15 protein-coding genes are annotated in these 15,615 nt (G+C 59.0%); 6 read left to right on the top strand and 9 right to left on the bottom strand.

Annotation, left to right across the window (positions count from 1 at the left end):
• The first annotated feature begins 3 nt into the window (after positions 1–3).
• Both gyrB and ACYZT4_RS20950 read left to right on the top strand, forming a co-directional pair.
• Complete coding sequence (gene gyrB, locus ACYZT4_RS20955) at positions 4–2,427, top strand: DNA topoisomerase (ATP-hydrolyzing) subunit B (protein ID WP_461982775.1); 2,424 nt, start codon at positions 4–6, stop codon at positions 2,425–2,427.
• A 238-nt stretch (positions 2,428–2,665) separates the two neighbouring features.
• A complete protein-coding gene (locus ACYZT4_RS20950; protein WP_461982774.1) occupies positions 2,666–3,181 on the top strand; it encodes an Hcp family type VI secretion system effector in 516 nt (171 codons plus the stop codon).
• A 179-nt stretch (positions 3,182–3,360) separates the two neighbouring features.
• Here the strand turns inward: ACYZT4_RS20950 and ACYZT4_RS20945 are convergent, their stop codons facing one another.
• The 4 genes from ACYZT4_RS20945 to glyQ form a co-directional block, all read right to left on the bottom strand.
• A complete protein-coding gene (locus ACYZT4_RS20945) occupies positions 3,361–4,140 on the bottom strand; it encodes a lysophospholipid acyltransferase family protein (RefSeq protein ID WP_461982773.1) in 780 nt (259 codons plus the stop codon).
• 89 nt (positions 4,141–4,229) lie between these two features.
• Complete coding sequence (gmhB, locus tag ACYZT4_RS20940; RefSeq protein ID WP_461982772.1) at positions 4,230–4,769, bottom strand: D-glycero-beta-D-manno-heptose 1,7-bisphosphate 7-phosphatase; 540 nt, start codon at positions 4,767–4,769, stop codon at positions 4,230–4,232.
• Between the two features lie 6 nt (positions 4,770–4,775).
• The gene (gene glyS / locus ACYZT4_RS20935; protein ID WP_461982771.1) at positions 4,776–6,830 is read right to left on the bottom strand and encodes a glycine--tRNA ligase subunit beta; all 2,055 of its coding nucleotides are present in this window, start codon (positions 6,828–6,830) and stop codon (positions 4,776–4,778) included.
• Positions 6,827–7,780 carry a glycine--tRNA ligase subunit alpha gene (gene glyQ, locus ACYZT4_RS20930; RefSeq protein WP_008155694.1) on the bottom strand — a complete coding sequence of 318 codons (954 nt, stop codon included), beginning with the start codon at positions 7,778–7,780 and terminating at the stop codon, positions 6,827–6,829. The genes glyS and glyQ overlap by 4 nt, the downstream gene beginning before the upstream one ends.
• 81 nt (positions 7,781–7,861) lie before the next feature.
• On the opposite strand from glyQ, the gene tag reads away from it, so the two are divergent.
• The 3 genes from tag to ACYZT4_RS20915 all read left to right on the top strand — a co-directional run bounded on the left by tag (position 7,862) and on the right by ACYZT4_RS20915 (position 9,659).
• Positions 7,862–8,419, top strand: coding sequence for a DNA-3-methyladenine glycosylase I (gene tag / locus ACYZT4_RS20925; protein ID WP_461982770.1), 558 nt, complete (start codon positions 7,862–7,864; stop codon positions 8,417–8,419).
• A 40-nt stretch (positions 8,420–8,459) separates the two neighbouring features.
• Positions 8,460–9,347, top strand: a complete 888-nt coding sequence (locus ACYZT4_RS20920; RefSeq protein ID WP_461982769.1) for a lysophospholipid acyltransferase — start codon at positions 8,460–8,462, stop codon at positions 9,345–9,347.
• Positions 9,348–9,419: 72 nt separating this feature from the next.
• On the top strand, positions 9,420–9,659 hold the full coding sequence (locus ACYZT4_RS20915) for a PilZ domain-containing protein (protein WP_461982768.1): 240 nt from the start codon (positions 9,420–9,422) through the stop codon (positions 9,657–9,659).
• Here the strand turns inward: ACYZT4_RS20915 and ACYZT4_RS20910 are convergent.
• From ACYZT4_RS20910 to def, 5 genes are all read right to left on the bottom strand, one after another.
• Positions 9,650–9,967: a tetratricopeptide repeat protein gene (locus ACYZT4_RS20910; protein ID WP_461982767.1), complete on the bottom strand. Its 318-nt coding sequence runs from the start codon at positions 9,965–9,967 to the stop codon at positions 9,650–9,652. The two genes, ACYZT4_RS20915 and ACYZT4_RS20910, sit on opposite strands and share 10 nt — an antisense overlap.
• A gap of 115 nt (positions 9,968–10,082) precedes the next feature.
• Positions 10,083–11,456, bottom strand: a complete 1,374-nt coding sequence (gene trkA, locus ACYZT4_RS20905; RefSeq protein ID WP_461982766.1) for a Trk system potassium transporter TrkA — start codon at positions 11,454–11,456, stop codon at positions 10,083–10,085.
• Between the two features lie 23 nt (positions 11,457–11,479).
• A complete protein-coding gene (gene rsmB, locus ACYZT4_RS20900; protein WP_461982765.1) occupies positions 11,480–12,790 on the bottom strand; it encodes a 16S rRNA (cytosine(967)-C(5))-methyltransferase RsmB in 1,311 nt (436 codons plus the stop codon).
• Positions 12,787–13,746, bottom strand: coding sequence for a methionyl-tRNA formyltransferase (gene fmt / locus ACYZT4_RS20895; protein WP_461982764.1), 960 nt, complete (start codon positions 13,744–13,746; stop codon positions 12,787–12,789). The genes rsmB and fmt overlap by 4 nt, the downstream gene beginning before the upstream one ends.
• Positions 13,747–13,833: 87 nt before the next feature.
• On the bottom strand, positions 13,834–14,340 hold the full coding sequence (gene def / locus ACYZT4_RS20890) for a peptide deformylase (protein ID WP_461982763.1): 507 nt from the start codon (positions 14,338–14,340) through the stop codon (positions 13,834–13,836).
• 171 nt (positions 14,341–14,511) lie between these two features.
• On the opposite strand from def, the gene ACYZT4_RS20885 reads away from it, so the two are divergent.
• Positions 14,512–15,537, top strand: a complete 1,026-nt coding sequence (locus tag ACYZT4_RS20885) for a LysM peptidoglycan-binding domain-containing protein (RefSeq protein WP_461982762.1) — start codon at positions 14,512–14,514, stop codon at positions 15,535–15,537.
• Positions 15,538–15,615: the final 78 nt, after the last annotated feature.

The raw sequence follows: 15,615 nt of genomic DNA, 5'->3' as shown, positions 1-15,615 counted from the left end.
GCATTGAGCGAAGAAAATACGAATACCTACGACTCAACGAGCATTAAAGTGCTGAAAGGCCTGGATGCCGTTCGCAAACGTCCCGGTATGTACATTGGTGACACCGACGATGGCAGCGGTCTGCACCACATGGTCTTCGAAGTCGTCGACAACTCGATCGATGAAGCTCTGGCCGGCCATTGCGATGACATCAGCATCATCATCCACCCGGACGAATCCATCACCGTTCGTGACAACGGCCGTGGCATCCCGGTAGACGTGCACAAAGAAGAAGGCGTCTCGGCAGCCGAGGTCATCATGACCGTGCTGCACGCCGGCGGTAAGTTCGACGACAACTCCTACAAAGTATCCGGCGGTCTGCACGGTGTAGGTGTGTCTGTAGTGAACGCACTGTCGAAAGAACTGATCCTGACTGTTCGCCGAAGTGGCAAGATCTGGGAACAGACTTATATCCACGGTGTTCCGCAAGAGCCAATGAAGATCGTTGGCGAGAGCGAAACCACTGGCACCCAGATTCACTTCAAGCCGTCAGGCGATACCTTCAAGAACATCCACTTCAGTTGGGACATCCTGGCCAAGCGGATTCGTGAACTGTCCTTCCTGAACTCCGGTGTCGGCATCGTCCTCAAGGACGAGCGCAGCGGCAAGGAAGAGCTGTTCAAGTACGAGGGCGGCTTGCGCGCGTTCGTTGAATACCTGAACACCAACAAGACCCCGGTCAACCAGGTGTTCCACTTCAACATCCAGCGTGAAGACGGCATCGGCGTGGAAATCGCCCTGCAGTGGAACGACAGCTTCAACGAGAACCTGTTGTGTTTCACCAACAATATACCGCAGCGCGATGGCGGGACTCACCTGGTGGGTTTCCGTTCCGCACTGACACGTAACCTGAACACCTACATCGAAGCGGAAGGCCTGGCCAAGAAGCACAAGGTCGCCACCACCGGTGATGACGCCCGTGAAGGCTTGACCGCGATCATCTCGGTTAAGGTGCCAGACCCTAAGTTCAGCTCCCAGACCAAAGACAAGCTGGTCTCTTCCGAAGTGAAGACCGCAGTCGAACAGGAAATGGGCAAGTACTTCTCCGACTTCCTGCTGGAAAACCCGAACGAAGCCAAGCTGGTCGTCGGCAAAATGATCGACGCCGCACGTGCCCGTGAAGCGGCGCGTAAGGCCCGCGAGATGACTCGTCGTAAAGGCGCGCTGGACATCGCCGGCCTGCCGGGCAAACTGGCTGACTGCCAGGAAAAAGACCCTGCCCTCTCCGAACTGTACCTCGTGGAAGGTGACTCTGCTGGCGGCTCGGCCAAGCAGGGACGCAACCGTCGCACCCAGGCGATCCTGCCATTGAAAGGCAAGATCCTCAACGTCGAGAAGGCGCGCTTCGACAAGATGATCTCTTCGCAGGAAGTGGGAACCTTGATCACCGCGCTGGGCTGCGGCATCGGCCGCGATGAGTACAACATCGCGAAGCTGCGGTACCACAACATCATCATCATGACCGATGCTGACGTCGACGGTTCTCACATCCGTACGCTGCTGCTGACCTTCTTCTTTCGTCAGTTGCCGGAGTTGATCGAGCGCGGTTATATCTACATCGCCCAGCCGCCGCTGTACAAGGTCAAGAAAGGCAAGCAAGAGCAATACATCAAAGACGACGACGCCATGGAAGAGTACATGACGCAGTCGGCGCTGGAAGATGCAAGCCTGCACTTGAACGAGGACGCGCCTGGTATTTCCGGACCGGCCCTCGAGCGTCTGGTGAATGACTTCCGCCTGGTGATGAAGACCCTCAAGCGTTTGTCGCGCCTGTACCCGCAGGAACTGACCGAGCACTTCATCTATCTGCCGGCTGTCAGCCTCGAGCAATTGTCCGATCACGCTGCCATGCAGGCCTGGATGGCTCAGTACGAAGTTCGCCTGCGCACGGTCGAGAAATCGGGTCTGGTGTATAAGGCGAGCCTGCGTGAAGACCGTGAACGTAACGTCTGGCTGCCGGAGGTCGAACTGATCTCCCACGGCTTGTCGAACTACGTCACCTTCAACCGCGACTTCTTCGGTAGCAACGATTACAAGACGGTTGTCTCCCTGGGCGCTCAACTGAGCACCCTGCTGGACGACGGCGCGTACATCCAGCGTGGCGAGCGCAAGAAGCCGGTCACCGAATTCAAGGAAGCCCTTGAATGGCTGATGGCTGAAAGCACCAAGCGTCACACCATCCAGCGCTACAAAGGTCTGGGTGAAATGAACCCGGATCAGCTATGGGAAACCACGATGGACCCAAGCCAGCGCCGTATGCTCAAAGTGACCATCGAAGATGCCATTGGCGCCGACCAGATCTTCAACACCCTGATGGGTGATGCGGTCGAACCTCGTCGTGACTTCATCGAGAGCAATGCCCTGGCGGTTTCCAACCTGGATTTCTGATCCAGAGGGATTGCCAAACTAAAAAAGCCAGCGCATTGCGCTGGCTTTTTTACGACAATTTACTCAGTCGTACTGCTTGAGTGAGCCTCTTCGTAAGTAACGTGCTGCGTCAACCTACACAACTGGCTGAAACGTCCGACATACACTGCCTACACTGCCTCATATCCTACGCACCCTCGCCAAATCAATGACTTGGGGGGCTCCATTATTTTTGGGATATCGCACAAGGAATGCAGTTATGCCTACATCCGCATACTTATATATGGAAGGCCAAAAGCTAGGGCTAATTACCGATGGGGCATCTTCTTTGGCGTCCGTTGGGAATGTGTTTCAAGAAAGTCACCAGAATAAAATTATGGTTCAAGCATTCAGCCATCAGGTTACTGTTCCGCGGGACCTTCAGTTTCCACACTCCACGGGACCGCGGGTGCATAAGCCCTTGATGATCTCTAAGGTCGTTGATAAGTCCTCACCATTGCTTCATAGAGCACTGGCGATCAGGGATGTACTCACGCCATGCTGCTTTACCTGGTATCGAAACGGGCAGAACGGCGCCGAGATTTACTACCAGATCGATTTGGTGGACGCCGTTATTGTGGACATCCAGTCGAAAATGATTCAATCCACTGATGCGGGCTCGGCTCAATCGACCATTATTGAAGATGTGTACTTTACCTACCGTAAGATTATTTGGTCGCACGTGGGTGGCAACACCACGGAATCTGATGACCTGCGTGATCTGAACAACGCCTGATCGATCAGATAGAAGGCAACAAAAAACCGGCTATATCAGCCGGTTTTTTTACGTCCAAAAAAAACTTATGCACCTTTTTCCGTATTTTATGAGCTTAAGAAATATGTATATAAATCATAAGCCTACAACTTAAATGCGCCGATTTTCAGGAAAACGGTACACAGGTTATCCACAGAATCTCAGACAGCCATCTGATCGCTGGCAGCGGGCGCGTGCGGAGCGGGTGGAATCGAGCCCATTTCACGCTGCATCTGTTCATTCCAGGCCTGAACCCGGTCATTAAGCGCGGCGATGGCGCGCGGCCCGCTACCGTCTGCGTACATCGGTTCGCCGATGATCACAGTAATGACGCCCTGCCTCTTCGCCCATCCGGTTTTCGGCCAGAACTTGCCGGCATTGTGCGCAATCGGCAGCACCGGAAGTGCTGCATTGACGGCTAACGCGGTACCACCCCGTGAGAATTTTCCGATGGTGCCATACGGCACTCGCGTCCCTTCGGGAAAGATCAGCACCCAGACGCCATCCTTCAGCAGTTCATCGCCCTTCTTCGCCACGTGTTTGAGCGCGGCCTTCGGGTTGTCGCGATCGATGGCGATTGGTCGCAGCATGGCCATGGCCCAACCGAAGAACGGTACGAACAGCAAAGAGCGCTTCAGTACCTGGCTCAATGGCTCGAAATAGGCGGAGAGGAAGAATGTCTCCCACGTGCTCTGGTGATTCGATTGAATCACGCAGGGCTGGTCAGGCACGTTTTCGGCGCCCTTCACTTCGTAGCTGATGCCCAGAAAGACTTTGCTCAGCCACAACGCGCAACGGCACCAGTACACGTTGATAAAACGATAGCGCGCCTTGAACGGCAAAAAAGGCGCGATGAAAAAGCTCAGGCTGCACCATAGCAAGGAGCTGGTGCCCAGCAGCAGGTAAAAGAGGAAGGTTCTGATGGCCTGCAGTATCGACATGACGACGTTTACCGTGCGGGCTCTGCCCGTCTATTTAAAGCGCACTGCCGTATCATCCTTTGCCAGGAATTTCAGAAGCGCACACTTAGTTAAGTGCGTTTGTGCACAAGTTCTGCGGCAATCGCCGCCAGATCGTCAAAAATCAAGGTGCCCATCGGCAGAGTCTTGCCAAGAGTCTTTTCACCTTTCCCGGTCTTTACCAAAACTGGCTGAGAATCGACGGCTTTGGCGGCTTCCAGGTCACCAAGACTGTCACCGACGAACCATAGATCCGTCAGCGATACGTTGTAATGCGTGGCGATGGTTTTCAACATCCCGGGTTTTGGCTTGCGGCAATCGCAACCTTCGTCCGGCCCGTGCGGGCAATAGACGATCAGCCCGACTTCACCGCCCTGCTCCGCCACCAGTGAGCGCAAGCGCTCGTGCATGGCGTCAAGGGTGGCGATGTCGTAATAGCCGCGAGCGATGCCCGACTGGTTGGTAGCGACCGCTACCGTCCAGCCGGCCTTGCTCAACTGCGCGATGGCTTCGATCGAACCGGGGAGCGGATTCCACTCTTCCACCGACTTGATGTAAGCGTCGGAGTCGTAATTGATCACCCCGTCCCGATCGAGAATCAGCAGTTTCAAACAGTCTTACCCCAGCAACGAAATATCAGCGACGCCGAGGAACAAGCCACGCAGACGCGCCAGCAGCGCATAGCGGTTGGCCCGTACCTTGGCGTCTTCGGCGTTGACCATCACGGCTTCGAAGAATGCATCCACCGGCTCGCGCAGGGCAGCCAGACGTGCCAGCGATTCGCTGTACTGACGGGCCGCCGCCATTGGCTGAACGGCCTGGTCAGCCTGCTGAATCGCCGAGTACAGGGAGAACTCGTTGGCATTGTCGAAGTACTTGGCTTCAACGACCGCAGGAACCGAACCTTCAACCTTGCTCAGCAAGTTCGACACGCGCTTGTTCACTGCCGCCAGTGCCGCCGCTTCCGGCAGTTTGCGGAACGCTTCCACCGCTTGTACGCGCTGATCGAAGTCCAGCGCCGAACCCGGTTTCAGTGCACGCACCGACAGGTAGGTGCCAACATCCACGCCTTCGTCTTCGTAACGGGCTCGCAGACGGTCGAAGATAAACTCCAGCACCGAATCGTTCAGGCCAGCAACTTTGACCTTCGCACCGAACGCATTCACGGCAAATGCCACGGCGTCATTGAGGTCGAGGTCGAGCTTCTTCTCGATCAGGATGCGCAACACGCCGAGCGCAGCACGGCGCAGGGCATAAGGGTCTTTGCTGCCGGTTGGCAGCATGCCGATGCCGAAGATCCCGACCAGCGTGTCGAGTTTGTCGGCGATGGCCACGGCCGCGCCGGTCAGGGTGGTTGGCAGTTCAGCGCCGGCACCGCGCGGCATGTACTGCTCGTTCAGCGCCAGCGCGACTTCTTCCGGCTCGCCATCGTTGAGGGCGTAGTAGTAACCGGCAACACCTTGCATCTCCGGGAACTCACCGACCATCTCGGTCGCCAAGTCGCACTTGGACAGCAGGCCGGCGCGCGAAGCCCAGGCTGCATTGCCGCCAACGCGTTGGGCGATGAACGCGGCCAGTTTGGACACGCGCTCGGCCTTGTCGTAGACGCTGCCAAGTTTTTCCTGAAACACCACGTTTTGCAGGCGCAGGTTGAAGTCTTCGAGTTTCTGCTTCTTGTCTTGCTTGAAGAAGAACTCGGCGTCGGTCAGGCGTGGGCGAACCACTTTTTCGTTACCGGCGATGATCTGCTGCGGGTCTTTGCTTTCAATGTTGGCCACGGTAATGAAACGCGGCAGCAACTTGCCGTCGGCATCCAGCAGGCAGAAATACTTCTGGTTGTCCTGCATGGTGGTGATCAGCGCTTCTTGCGGCACGTCGAGGAAACGTTCTTCGAACGAGCACACCAGCGGCACCGGCCATTCAACCAGCGCAGTGACTTCGTCGAGCAGGGCTGGCGGAACGATTGCCGTGCCTTCCTGTAGCGTCGCCAGTTCTTCGGTGCGCTTGCTGATCAGCTCGCGGCGCTCGTTGGCATCGGCCAGCACGTAAGCGGCACGAAGGTCCGTCAGGTAGTTGGCGGGCGAAGTGATGCGCACGCTTTGCGGGTGATGGAAGCGGTGACCACGGGAATCACGGCCAGACTTCTGGGCGAGGATGGTGCAATCGATGACCTGGTCGCCGAGCAGCATCACCAGCCACTGGGTCGGGCGCACGAATTCTTCCTTGCGTGCTCCCCAGCGCATACGCTTCGGGATCGGCAGGTCGTTCAGGGAATCTTCGACGATGGTTGGCAACAGGCTCGCGGTCGGCTTGCCGGCGATGCTTTGGCTGTAACGCAGCTTCGGGCCGCTCTGATCGATTTCGCTCAATTCAACGCCGCACTTTTTGGCGAAACCCAGGGCGGCCTGAGTCGGATTACCTTCGGCATCGAACGCGGCCTGGCGAGGCGGGCCGTCGAGGTTGATGCTGCGATCCGGTTGCTGGGTGGACAGCGCGGTGATCAGCACGGCCAGGCGACGAGGCGCCGCGTAGACGGTTTTGGTTTCGTAGTTCAGGCCGGCGGCTTGCAGGCCTTTGTCGATACCTGCGAGGAACGCGTCGGCTAGGGTATTCAACGCTTTCGGGGGCAGTTCTTCGGTGCCGAGTTCAACCAGGAAATCTTGCGCACTCATTGTGCAGCCTCCAGCTTGGCCAGTACTTCATCACGCAAATCCGGGGTCGCCATCGGGAAGCCCAGCTTGGCGCGCGCCAGCAGGTAGGCTTGCGCAACGGAACGCGCCAGGGTGCGCACACGCAGAATGTATTGCTGACGCGCGGTCACCGAGATTGCCCGGCGCGCATCCAGCAGGTTGAAGGTGTGGGAGGCCTTCAACACCATTTCGTAGCTTGGCAGCGGCAGCGGCTGGTCGAGTTCGATCAGGCGCTTGGCTTCGCTTTCGTAGAAGTCGAACAGCTCGAACAGCTTCTCGACGTTGGCGTGTTCGAAGTTGTAGGTCGATTGCTCCACTTCGTTCTGGTGGAACACATCGCCGTAGGTCACTTTGCCCATCGGGCCGTCAGCCCAGACCAGGTCGTAGACCGAATCCACACCCTGCAGGTACATGGCCAGGCGCTCGAGGCCGTACGTGATCTCGCCGGTCACCGGGTAGCATTCGATGCCGCCCGCTTGCTGGAAGTAGGTGAACTGCGTCACTTCCATGCCGTTCAGCCAGACTTCCCAGCCCAGACCCCAGGCGCCCAAGGTCGGTGATTCCCAGTTGTCTTCGACGAAGCGGATGTCGTGGACCAGCGGGTCCAGGCCGACATGCTTGAGGGAGCCCAGGTAAAGCTCCTGGAAGTTGTCCGGGTTTGGCTTCAACACCACCTGGAACTGGTAGTAGTGCTGCAGGCGGTTCGGATTTTCGCCGTAGCGGCCGTCAGTCGGGCGACGACTGGGCTGCACATAAGCGGCGTTCCAGGTTTCCGGGCCGATGGCGCGCAGAAACGTGGCAGTGTGGAAAGTACCGGCGCCTACTTCCATATCGTAGGGCTGAAGTACCACGCAACCTTGCTCGGCCCAGTATTGCTGGAGGGCGAGGATCAAGTCTTGGAAGGTACGCACGGCTGGCGTAGGCTGGCTCACGAAATTCACCTGTTTCTTGGGCTGCGATTTAAAGAGCGGGAGTATACCCGATTCATTGCTGCGCACGCCCCCTGGAGCCTTATGCCACGCTGCTTTTGGTGTTCCGAAGATCCGCTGTACATGGCTTATCACGACCAGGAGTGGGGCACGCCGCTACGCGATGCGCAGGGATTGTTCGAGTTGCTTTTGCTCGAAGGGTTCCAGGCGGGTCTCTCCTGGATCACGGTGTTGCGCAAACGCGAACGCTATCGCGAGGTGCTGTTCGGCTTTGACGTCCAGCGCGTGGCGCAGATGAGCGACGCCGAAATCGATGAATTGATGCTCGATCCAGGCATCATCCGCAACCGCCTCAAGCTGAACGCGGCTCGGCGCAATGCTCAGGCCTGGCTGGCGCTGGAAGATCCGGTGGAATTTCTCTGGTCGTTCGTTGGCGGTGTTCCGAAGATCAATCATTTCAAGGATCGCACCGAAGTCCCGGCCGTGACGCCGACTGCCATAGAGATGAGCAAAGGCTTGAAAAAAGCCGGTTTCACCTTCGTTGGTCCGACCATTTGCTACGCGCTGATGCAGGCCTCGGGCATGGTCATGGATCACACCCGCGATTGCGATCGTTACGCGACATTGGCGAACGGCGGTTAGAATGGCCGCCTCGCGCACAGCACAAGATCAGGAGTGACCTGTGGATAAGTTTAAAGGCGCCTTGCTGGTAGGCGCTCTGCGGCTGTTTGCCCTGCTGCCGTGGCGGGCCGTGCAGGCCGTTGGCACGGCCATCGGCTGGATGATGTGGAAAACCCCGAACCGTTCCCGCGACGTGGTGCGGATCAACCTGGCCAAGTGCTTTCCCGAGATGGACCCTGCCCAGCGCGAGCGTCTGGTCGGCCAGAGCCTGAAAGACATCGGCAAATCCCTGACCGAAAGCGCCTGCGCGTGGATTTGGCCGGCGCAACGGTCCATCGATCTGGTGCGCGAAGTCGAAGGTCTCGATGTGTTGAAGGACGCGCTCGCCTCCGGCAAAGGCGTGGTCGGCATCACCAGCCACCTCGGCAACTGGGAAGTGTTGAACCACTTCTATTGCAGCCAGTGCAAACCGATCATTTTTTATCGTCCGCCCAAGCTCAAGGCTGTGGATGACTTGTTGCGCAAGCAACGGGTGCAATTGGGCAACAGGGTTGCCGCATCCACCAAGGAAGGCATCCTCAGTGTGATCAAGGAAGTGCGCAAAGGTGGTGCAGTGGGCATTCCCGCTGATCCGGAACCGTCCGAATCCGCCGGGATATTCGTGCCGTTCTTTGCGACTCAGGCGCTGACCAGCAAGTTCGTGCCGAACATGCTGGCGGGTGGCAAAGCGGTTGGCGTGTTCCTGCACGCCCTGCGCCTGCCGGACGGTTCAGGCTACAAAGTGATCCTTGAAGCCGCGCCGGAGGCCATGTACAGCACCGATACCGAGACGTCTTGCGCAGCCATGAGCAAGGTGGTCGAGCGCTATGTGGGAGCGTATCCGAGCCAGTACATGTGGAGCATGAAACGCTTCAAGAAACGCCCGCCGGGTGAAGAGCGCTGGTATTGAGTCGATTGGCATGATCTGTGGATAACCATCGCACAAAGGTTATCCACAACCGTTCATCAAAGGGCGCAGAAGATGTCCGAACACCGTAAATCGTTTCGCATCAAGATCAGTCATGAAAGCTTCGGGGAATGCCTGGGCCAGACCCGCAATCTTTCGACCACGGGTGTCTACGTCAAACATCCTGGCCTGTCCGCCTTGCCCAAGGGCGCGGTCGTTTATGGCCAGGTGCAGGACTTACCCACAGGGGCGCCGCGGGTGCGCATGGAAGTGGTGCTTGTGGATGCCGAAGGTATTGGCCTGCGCTATCTGTGATCTGAGCGGTCGAGCTTCTTCAAAAACACTGCCATCTCTTTCTCCGCCTGCTTGTCGCCGTGGGCCTGCGCGGCTTGCAGACCCTGTTCCCACGCCTGACGGGCAGCCAGATAGTCCGTCAGCGCCAGATGCGCCTTGCCCAACAGTTTCCAGGCCGCTGAATACTTCGGATCGAACTCGACGCAGCGCTGCAAATGCTCGGCGGCTTTAGCGTTCTCCCCAAGATCCAGATAACCCTTGCCCAGACCGAAACGCAGCAATGAGTTATCCACACCCTTGGCGAGCATTTTTTCCAGGGATTCGAGCATGGGAACAACTCCGGAAGGTTATCGTTATCGAAATCGCATCGCCGGCAAGGCGGCGCCTACACTTTGTGCACAATTCCCTGCAGGAGCCGGCTTGCCGGCGATAGCGGTGTAGCTGTCAGAAGAAGCTAAGGCCGACATGAAACAACTTCTCCACATCCCGAATATGCTTTTTATCCACAAGGAACAGAATCACATGGTCGCCCGCCGCGATCACCGTGTCGTCGTGGGCAATGATCACTTCTTCGTCCCGGATGATCGCGCCAATCGTCGTGCCCGGCGGCAGACCAATGTTCTCGATGGCCTTGCCGATCACCTTGCTCGATTTCGCGTCGCCATGGGCAATTGCCTCGATGGCCTCAGCCGCACCGCGGCGCAATGAATGCACGCTGACGATATCGCCGCGGCGCACGTGTGCGAGCAAAGTGCCGATGGTCGCCAGTTGCGGACTGATGGCGATATCGATGTCGCCGCCCTGGATCAAATCGACGTAGGCCGGGTTGTTGATGATGGTCATCACCTTCTTCGCGCCCAGGCGCTTGGCCAGCAGCGACGACATGATGTTGGCCTCGTCGTCGTTGGTCAGCGCAAGGAACAGGTCGGCATCGGCGATGTTCTCTTCCATCAGCAAATCGCGGTCGGAGGCACTGCCCTGCAACACCACCGTGCTGTCGAGGGTGTCCGAGAGATGACGACAGCGGATCGGATTCATTTCGATGATCTTCACCTGATAGCGGCTTTCGATGGCCTCGGCCAGCCGCTCACCGATCTGCCCGCCGCCGGCGATGACGATGCGCTTGTAGCTTTCGTCGAGGCGGCGCATTTCGCTCATTACCGCACGAATATTCGCCTTGGCGGCGATGAAAAACACTTCGTCATCCGCTTCGATCACCGTATCGCCCTGCGGCAGGATCGGCCGGTCTCGGCGGAAAATCGCTGCAACACGCGTCTCGACGTTCGGCATGTGTTCACGCAATTGGCGCAGTTGCTGACCCACCAGCGGCCCGCCGTAATAAGCCTTCACCGCCACCAACTGCGCTTTGCCTTCGGCGAAGTCGATCACCTGCAATGCGCCCGGATGCTGGATCAGGCGCTTGATGTAATTGGTGACCACTTGTTCCGGGCTGATCAGCACGTCCACCGGAATCGCGTCGTTGTCGAACAGCTCGGAGCGTGTCAGGTACGCGGCTTCGCGCACGCGGGCGATTTTGGTCGGGGTGTGGAACAGGGTGTGGGCGACCTGGCAGGCGACCATATTGGTTTCGTCACTGTTGGTGACTGCCACCAGCATGTCGGCGTCATCGGCGCCGGCCTGACGCAGCACTGTTGGCAACGAGCCTCGGCCCTGCACGGTGCGGATGTCCAGCCGATCGCCAAGGTCGCGCAGGCGTTCGCCGTCGGTGTCGACCACGGTGATGTCGTTGGCCTCGCTGGCCAAGTGTTCCGCCAGCGAACCGCCGACCTGCCCTGCGCCGAGGATGATGATTTTCATCCAGTCACTCCCTTGGAATCCGGTTAACCGCGCGCGGCGGCGATCTTGATCAGCTTGGCGTAGTAGAACCCGTCATGCCCACCTTCCTGGGCCAGCAACTGGCGCCCATGGGGCTGCTTGATCCCGGCTGTCGTGGCGAGGTCCAGTTCCCGGGCACCCGGCGTGCGCGCGAGGAACGCCTCGATGACTTCGGTGTTCTCGGTGGGCAACGTCGAGCACGTGGCGTACAGCAGAATTCCGCCCACCTCCAGAGTTACCCACAGGGCGTCGAGCAGTTCGCCCTGAAGAACCGCCAGCGCGGCGATGTCATCCGGTTGGCGAGTCAGTTTGATGTCCGGGTGACGACGGATCACGCCGGTGGCCGAGCACGGTGCGTCGAGCAAGATGCGCTGGAACGGTTTGCCATCCCACCAGGTGGCGGTGTCGCGCCCGTCGGCGGCGATCAGCTCGGCGCTCAGGCCCAGCCGTGCAAGGTTTTCCCGCACCCGCACCAGGCGCTTGGCTTCCAGATCCACGGCCACCACGCAGGCCAGTGCCGGTTCGGCTTCAAGGATGTGGCAGGTCTTGCCGCCGGGTGCGCAGCAGGCGTCGAGCACCCGTTGGCCCGGCGCGAGATCGAGCAGATCGGCGGCCAGTTGCGCCGCTTCGTCCTGCACGCTGATCCAGCCTTCAGCAAAGCCCGGCAGGCTGCGCACGTCGGCCGCCGATTCGAGAATGATGCCGTCGCGGCTGTAGACACAGGGCGTGGCGGCAATGCCGGCGTCGGTCAGCAGCCCGAGATAGGCATCGCGGCTGTGATGGCGGCGGTTGACCCGCAAAATCATCGGCGGATGCGCGTTGTTCGCCGCGCAAATGGCTTCCCATTGCTCAGGCCAGAACGCCTTCAGGGATTTTTGCAGCCAGCGCGGATGAGCCGTGCGCACCACCGGGTCGTGTTCCAGTTCGGCCAGCAGCGCTTCACTTTCACGCTGCGCGCGGCGCAACACGGCATTCAGCAAGGCTTTGGCCCAAGGCTTTTTCAGTTTGTCGGCGCAACCCACGGTTTCGCCGATGGCGGCATGGGCCGGGACGCGGGTGTAGAGCAATTGGTAGAGACCGACCAGCAACAGCGCCTCGACATCGGCGTCCGCCGCCTTGAATGGCTTCTGCAACAACTTCGCCGCCAGCGCCGAAAGGCGTGGCTGCCAGCGCGCCGTGCCAAACGCCAGGTCCTGGGTGAAACCGCGATCGCGGTCTTCGACCTTGTCCATCTGTGTCGGCAGCGAACTGTTAAGTGAGGCTTTTCCGTTTAGGACGGCTGCAAGTGCCTTGGCGGCGGCCAGACGCGGGTTCATTGAGCGTCCGCCGTTTGACCGAGGAAGGTGCCGACAGCAAATTTCTCACGACGGCTGTTGAACACATCGCTGAAGTTCAGCGCCTTGCCGCCGGGCAATTGCACACGGGTCAGACACAGCGCTTGCTCACCGCAGGCCACGATCAAGCCGTCCTTGCTGGCGGCGAGGATTTCCCCGGGTGCGCCCTTCCCTTCCGCGAGGCTCGCGGCCAGCACCTTCAAGGCTTCGCCGTTCAGCGTGCTGTGGGTGATCGGCCACGGGTTGAAGGCGCGGACCAGACGTTCCAGCTCAACGGCCGGACGGTTCCAGTCGATGCGCGCTTCGTCCTTGTTCAATTTGTGTGCGTACGTGGCGAGGCTGTCGTCCTGCACTTCGCCTTCGAGTGTGCCGGCGGCGAGGCCGGCGATGGCCTCAATCACTGCCGGCGGGCCGATGTTTGCCAGACGATCGTGGAGGCTGCCGCCGGTATCTTCCGCGCTGATTGGCGTGGTGGTTTTGAGCAGCATCGGCCCGGTGTCGAGGCCCAGCTCCATGCGCATCACGGTCACGCCGCTTTCGCTGTCGCCGGCTTCGACGGCACGCTGGATTGGCGCCGCACCGCGCCAGCGCGGCAGCAACGACGCGTGGCTGTTGATGCAGCCCAGGCGCGGAATATCCAGAACCACTTGCGGCAGGATCAGGCCGTAGGCAACCACCAGCAGCAAATCCGGCTTCAGCGCCGCCAGTTCAGCCTGAGCGTCTTCGTTGCGCAGGGTCGGCGGTTGAAAGACCGGGATGCTGTTTTCCAGCGCCAGCTGCTTGACCGGGCTCGGCATCAGTTTTTGCCCGCGACCCGCCGGACGATCCGGTTGGGTGTAGACGGCGACAATCTCGTAAGGGCTGGCGAGCAGCGCCCGGAGGTGTTCGGCGGCGAATTCCGGGGTGCCGGCAAAGACGATGCGCAGTGGCTCAGTCATGGAGGATTCTCATTTTAAAAGGCAGTCATTTACAAAGCAGCCGCAAAAGAAAAAGGCTTGCCGCAGCAAGCCTTTGGAAGGAGGGCATCAAGCGTTCTGGCGATGGAGCTTTTCCAGCTTCTTCTTGATTCGGTCGCGTTTGAGATTGGACAGATAGTCGACGAACAACTTACCGTTGAGGTGGTCGCATTCGTGCTGGATGCACACGGCGAGCAGGCCTTCGGCGATCAGTTCGTAGGGCTTGCCGTCGCGGTCCAGAGCCTTGACCTTGACGCGCTGCGGGCGATCGACGTTTTCGTAGAACCCCGGCACCGAGAGGCAGCCTTCCTGGTACTGCTCCATCTCGTCGGTCAGGGATTCGAACTCGGGGTTGATGAACACCCGCGGCTCGCTGCGGTCTTCGGAGAGGTCCATCACGACGATACGTTTGTGCACGTTGACCTGGGTCGCGGCGAGGCCGATGCCTGGCGCTTCATACATTGTTTCAAACATATCATCGACCAACTGACGCACTTCGTCGTCCACTACGGCCACTGGTTTGGCGATAGTACGCAGACGCGAGTCGGGAAATTCGAGGATGTCTAAAATGGCCATAGGCTTATTGATGCACGTGTGAGGTAAAGTCGGGTCGATGGCCTGGCGGGTCCGTAGATGCAGGCTACCGTTGTGAAGCGTAGCTACCTTCTCTTTTTGGTAAAGGGTCGGAAGCGAGCCACGAGGGCTCTGGCGTTTCACGCGAACGCACATAATAAAGGGATTCACCGCATGAGGAAATCACTACTCGCCCTGCTCCTTCTGGCTTCGGTCGGTTTTGCGCACGGGCAAGTGCAACTCAAGGAAGGTTTTCCACAGCAATACACGGTTGTCGCGGGTGACACGCTTTGGGACATTTCTGGAAAATTCCTCCGTGAACCCTGGAAATGGCCGGAACTCTGGCAGGCCAATCCGCAGATCCAGAACCCCAATCTGATCTACCCCGGCGATTTGCTGTCGCTGGTCTACGTCAACGGCCAGCCCCGTCTGACCCTCGACCGCGGGGCTTCCCGGGGCACCATCAAGCTGTCGCCACGGGTGCGCAGCTCGCCGGTGGCCGACGCCATCCCGAGCATTCCGTTGCAGTCGATCAACAGCTTTCTGCTGAGCAACCGCATCGTCGACAAGGTCGAGGATTTCGACAAGGCGCCCTATATCGTCGCGGGGGATGCCGAACGGGTGCTCAGTGGCACCGGGGACCGCATCTTCGCCCGTGGCCATTTCGATCCGAACCAGCCGGTCTACGGGATCTTTCGCCAGGGCAAGGTCTACACCGACCCGCAGAGCAAGGAGTTCCTGGGGATCAATGCCGACGATATCGGCGGCGGTGAAATTGTTGCTGCCGAGGGCGACGTCGCGACGCTGGCGCTGCAACGCACGACTCAGGAAGTGCGCCTTGGCGATCGCTTGTTCAGCGGCGAGGAGCGATCCATCAACTCGACCTTCATGCCCAGTGCGCCGAAAACGGATATCGACGGGCTGATCATCGACGTACCGCGCGGGGTGACCCAGATTGGCACGATGGATGTGGTCACGCTGAACAAGGGCCTGCGCGACGGTCTGGCCGAAGGCAACGTGCTGGTGGTGATGAAAACCGGCGAAACAGTGCGTGACCGGATCACCGGGCAACCCCTGAAAATTCCCGATGAGCGCGCAGGTCTGCTGATGGTTTTTCGCACCTACGACAAGCTTAGTTACGGGTTGGTGCTCAATGCATCACGCTCATTGGCGGTGATGGACAAGGTGCGAAATCCTTAGCCAGCTTCACAAGTTACCAACAGAGTTATCCACAGCTTATTCCCGTTTGAACGGGGCTCATAACGATCAAGGATGATC

The organism is Pseudomonas sp. GB2N2 (genome assembly GCF_054897705.1).
Note: the sequence above shows the minus strand (reverse complement) of the source record. Positions and strands in the feature narration are given on the sequence as shown.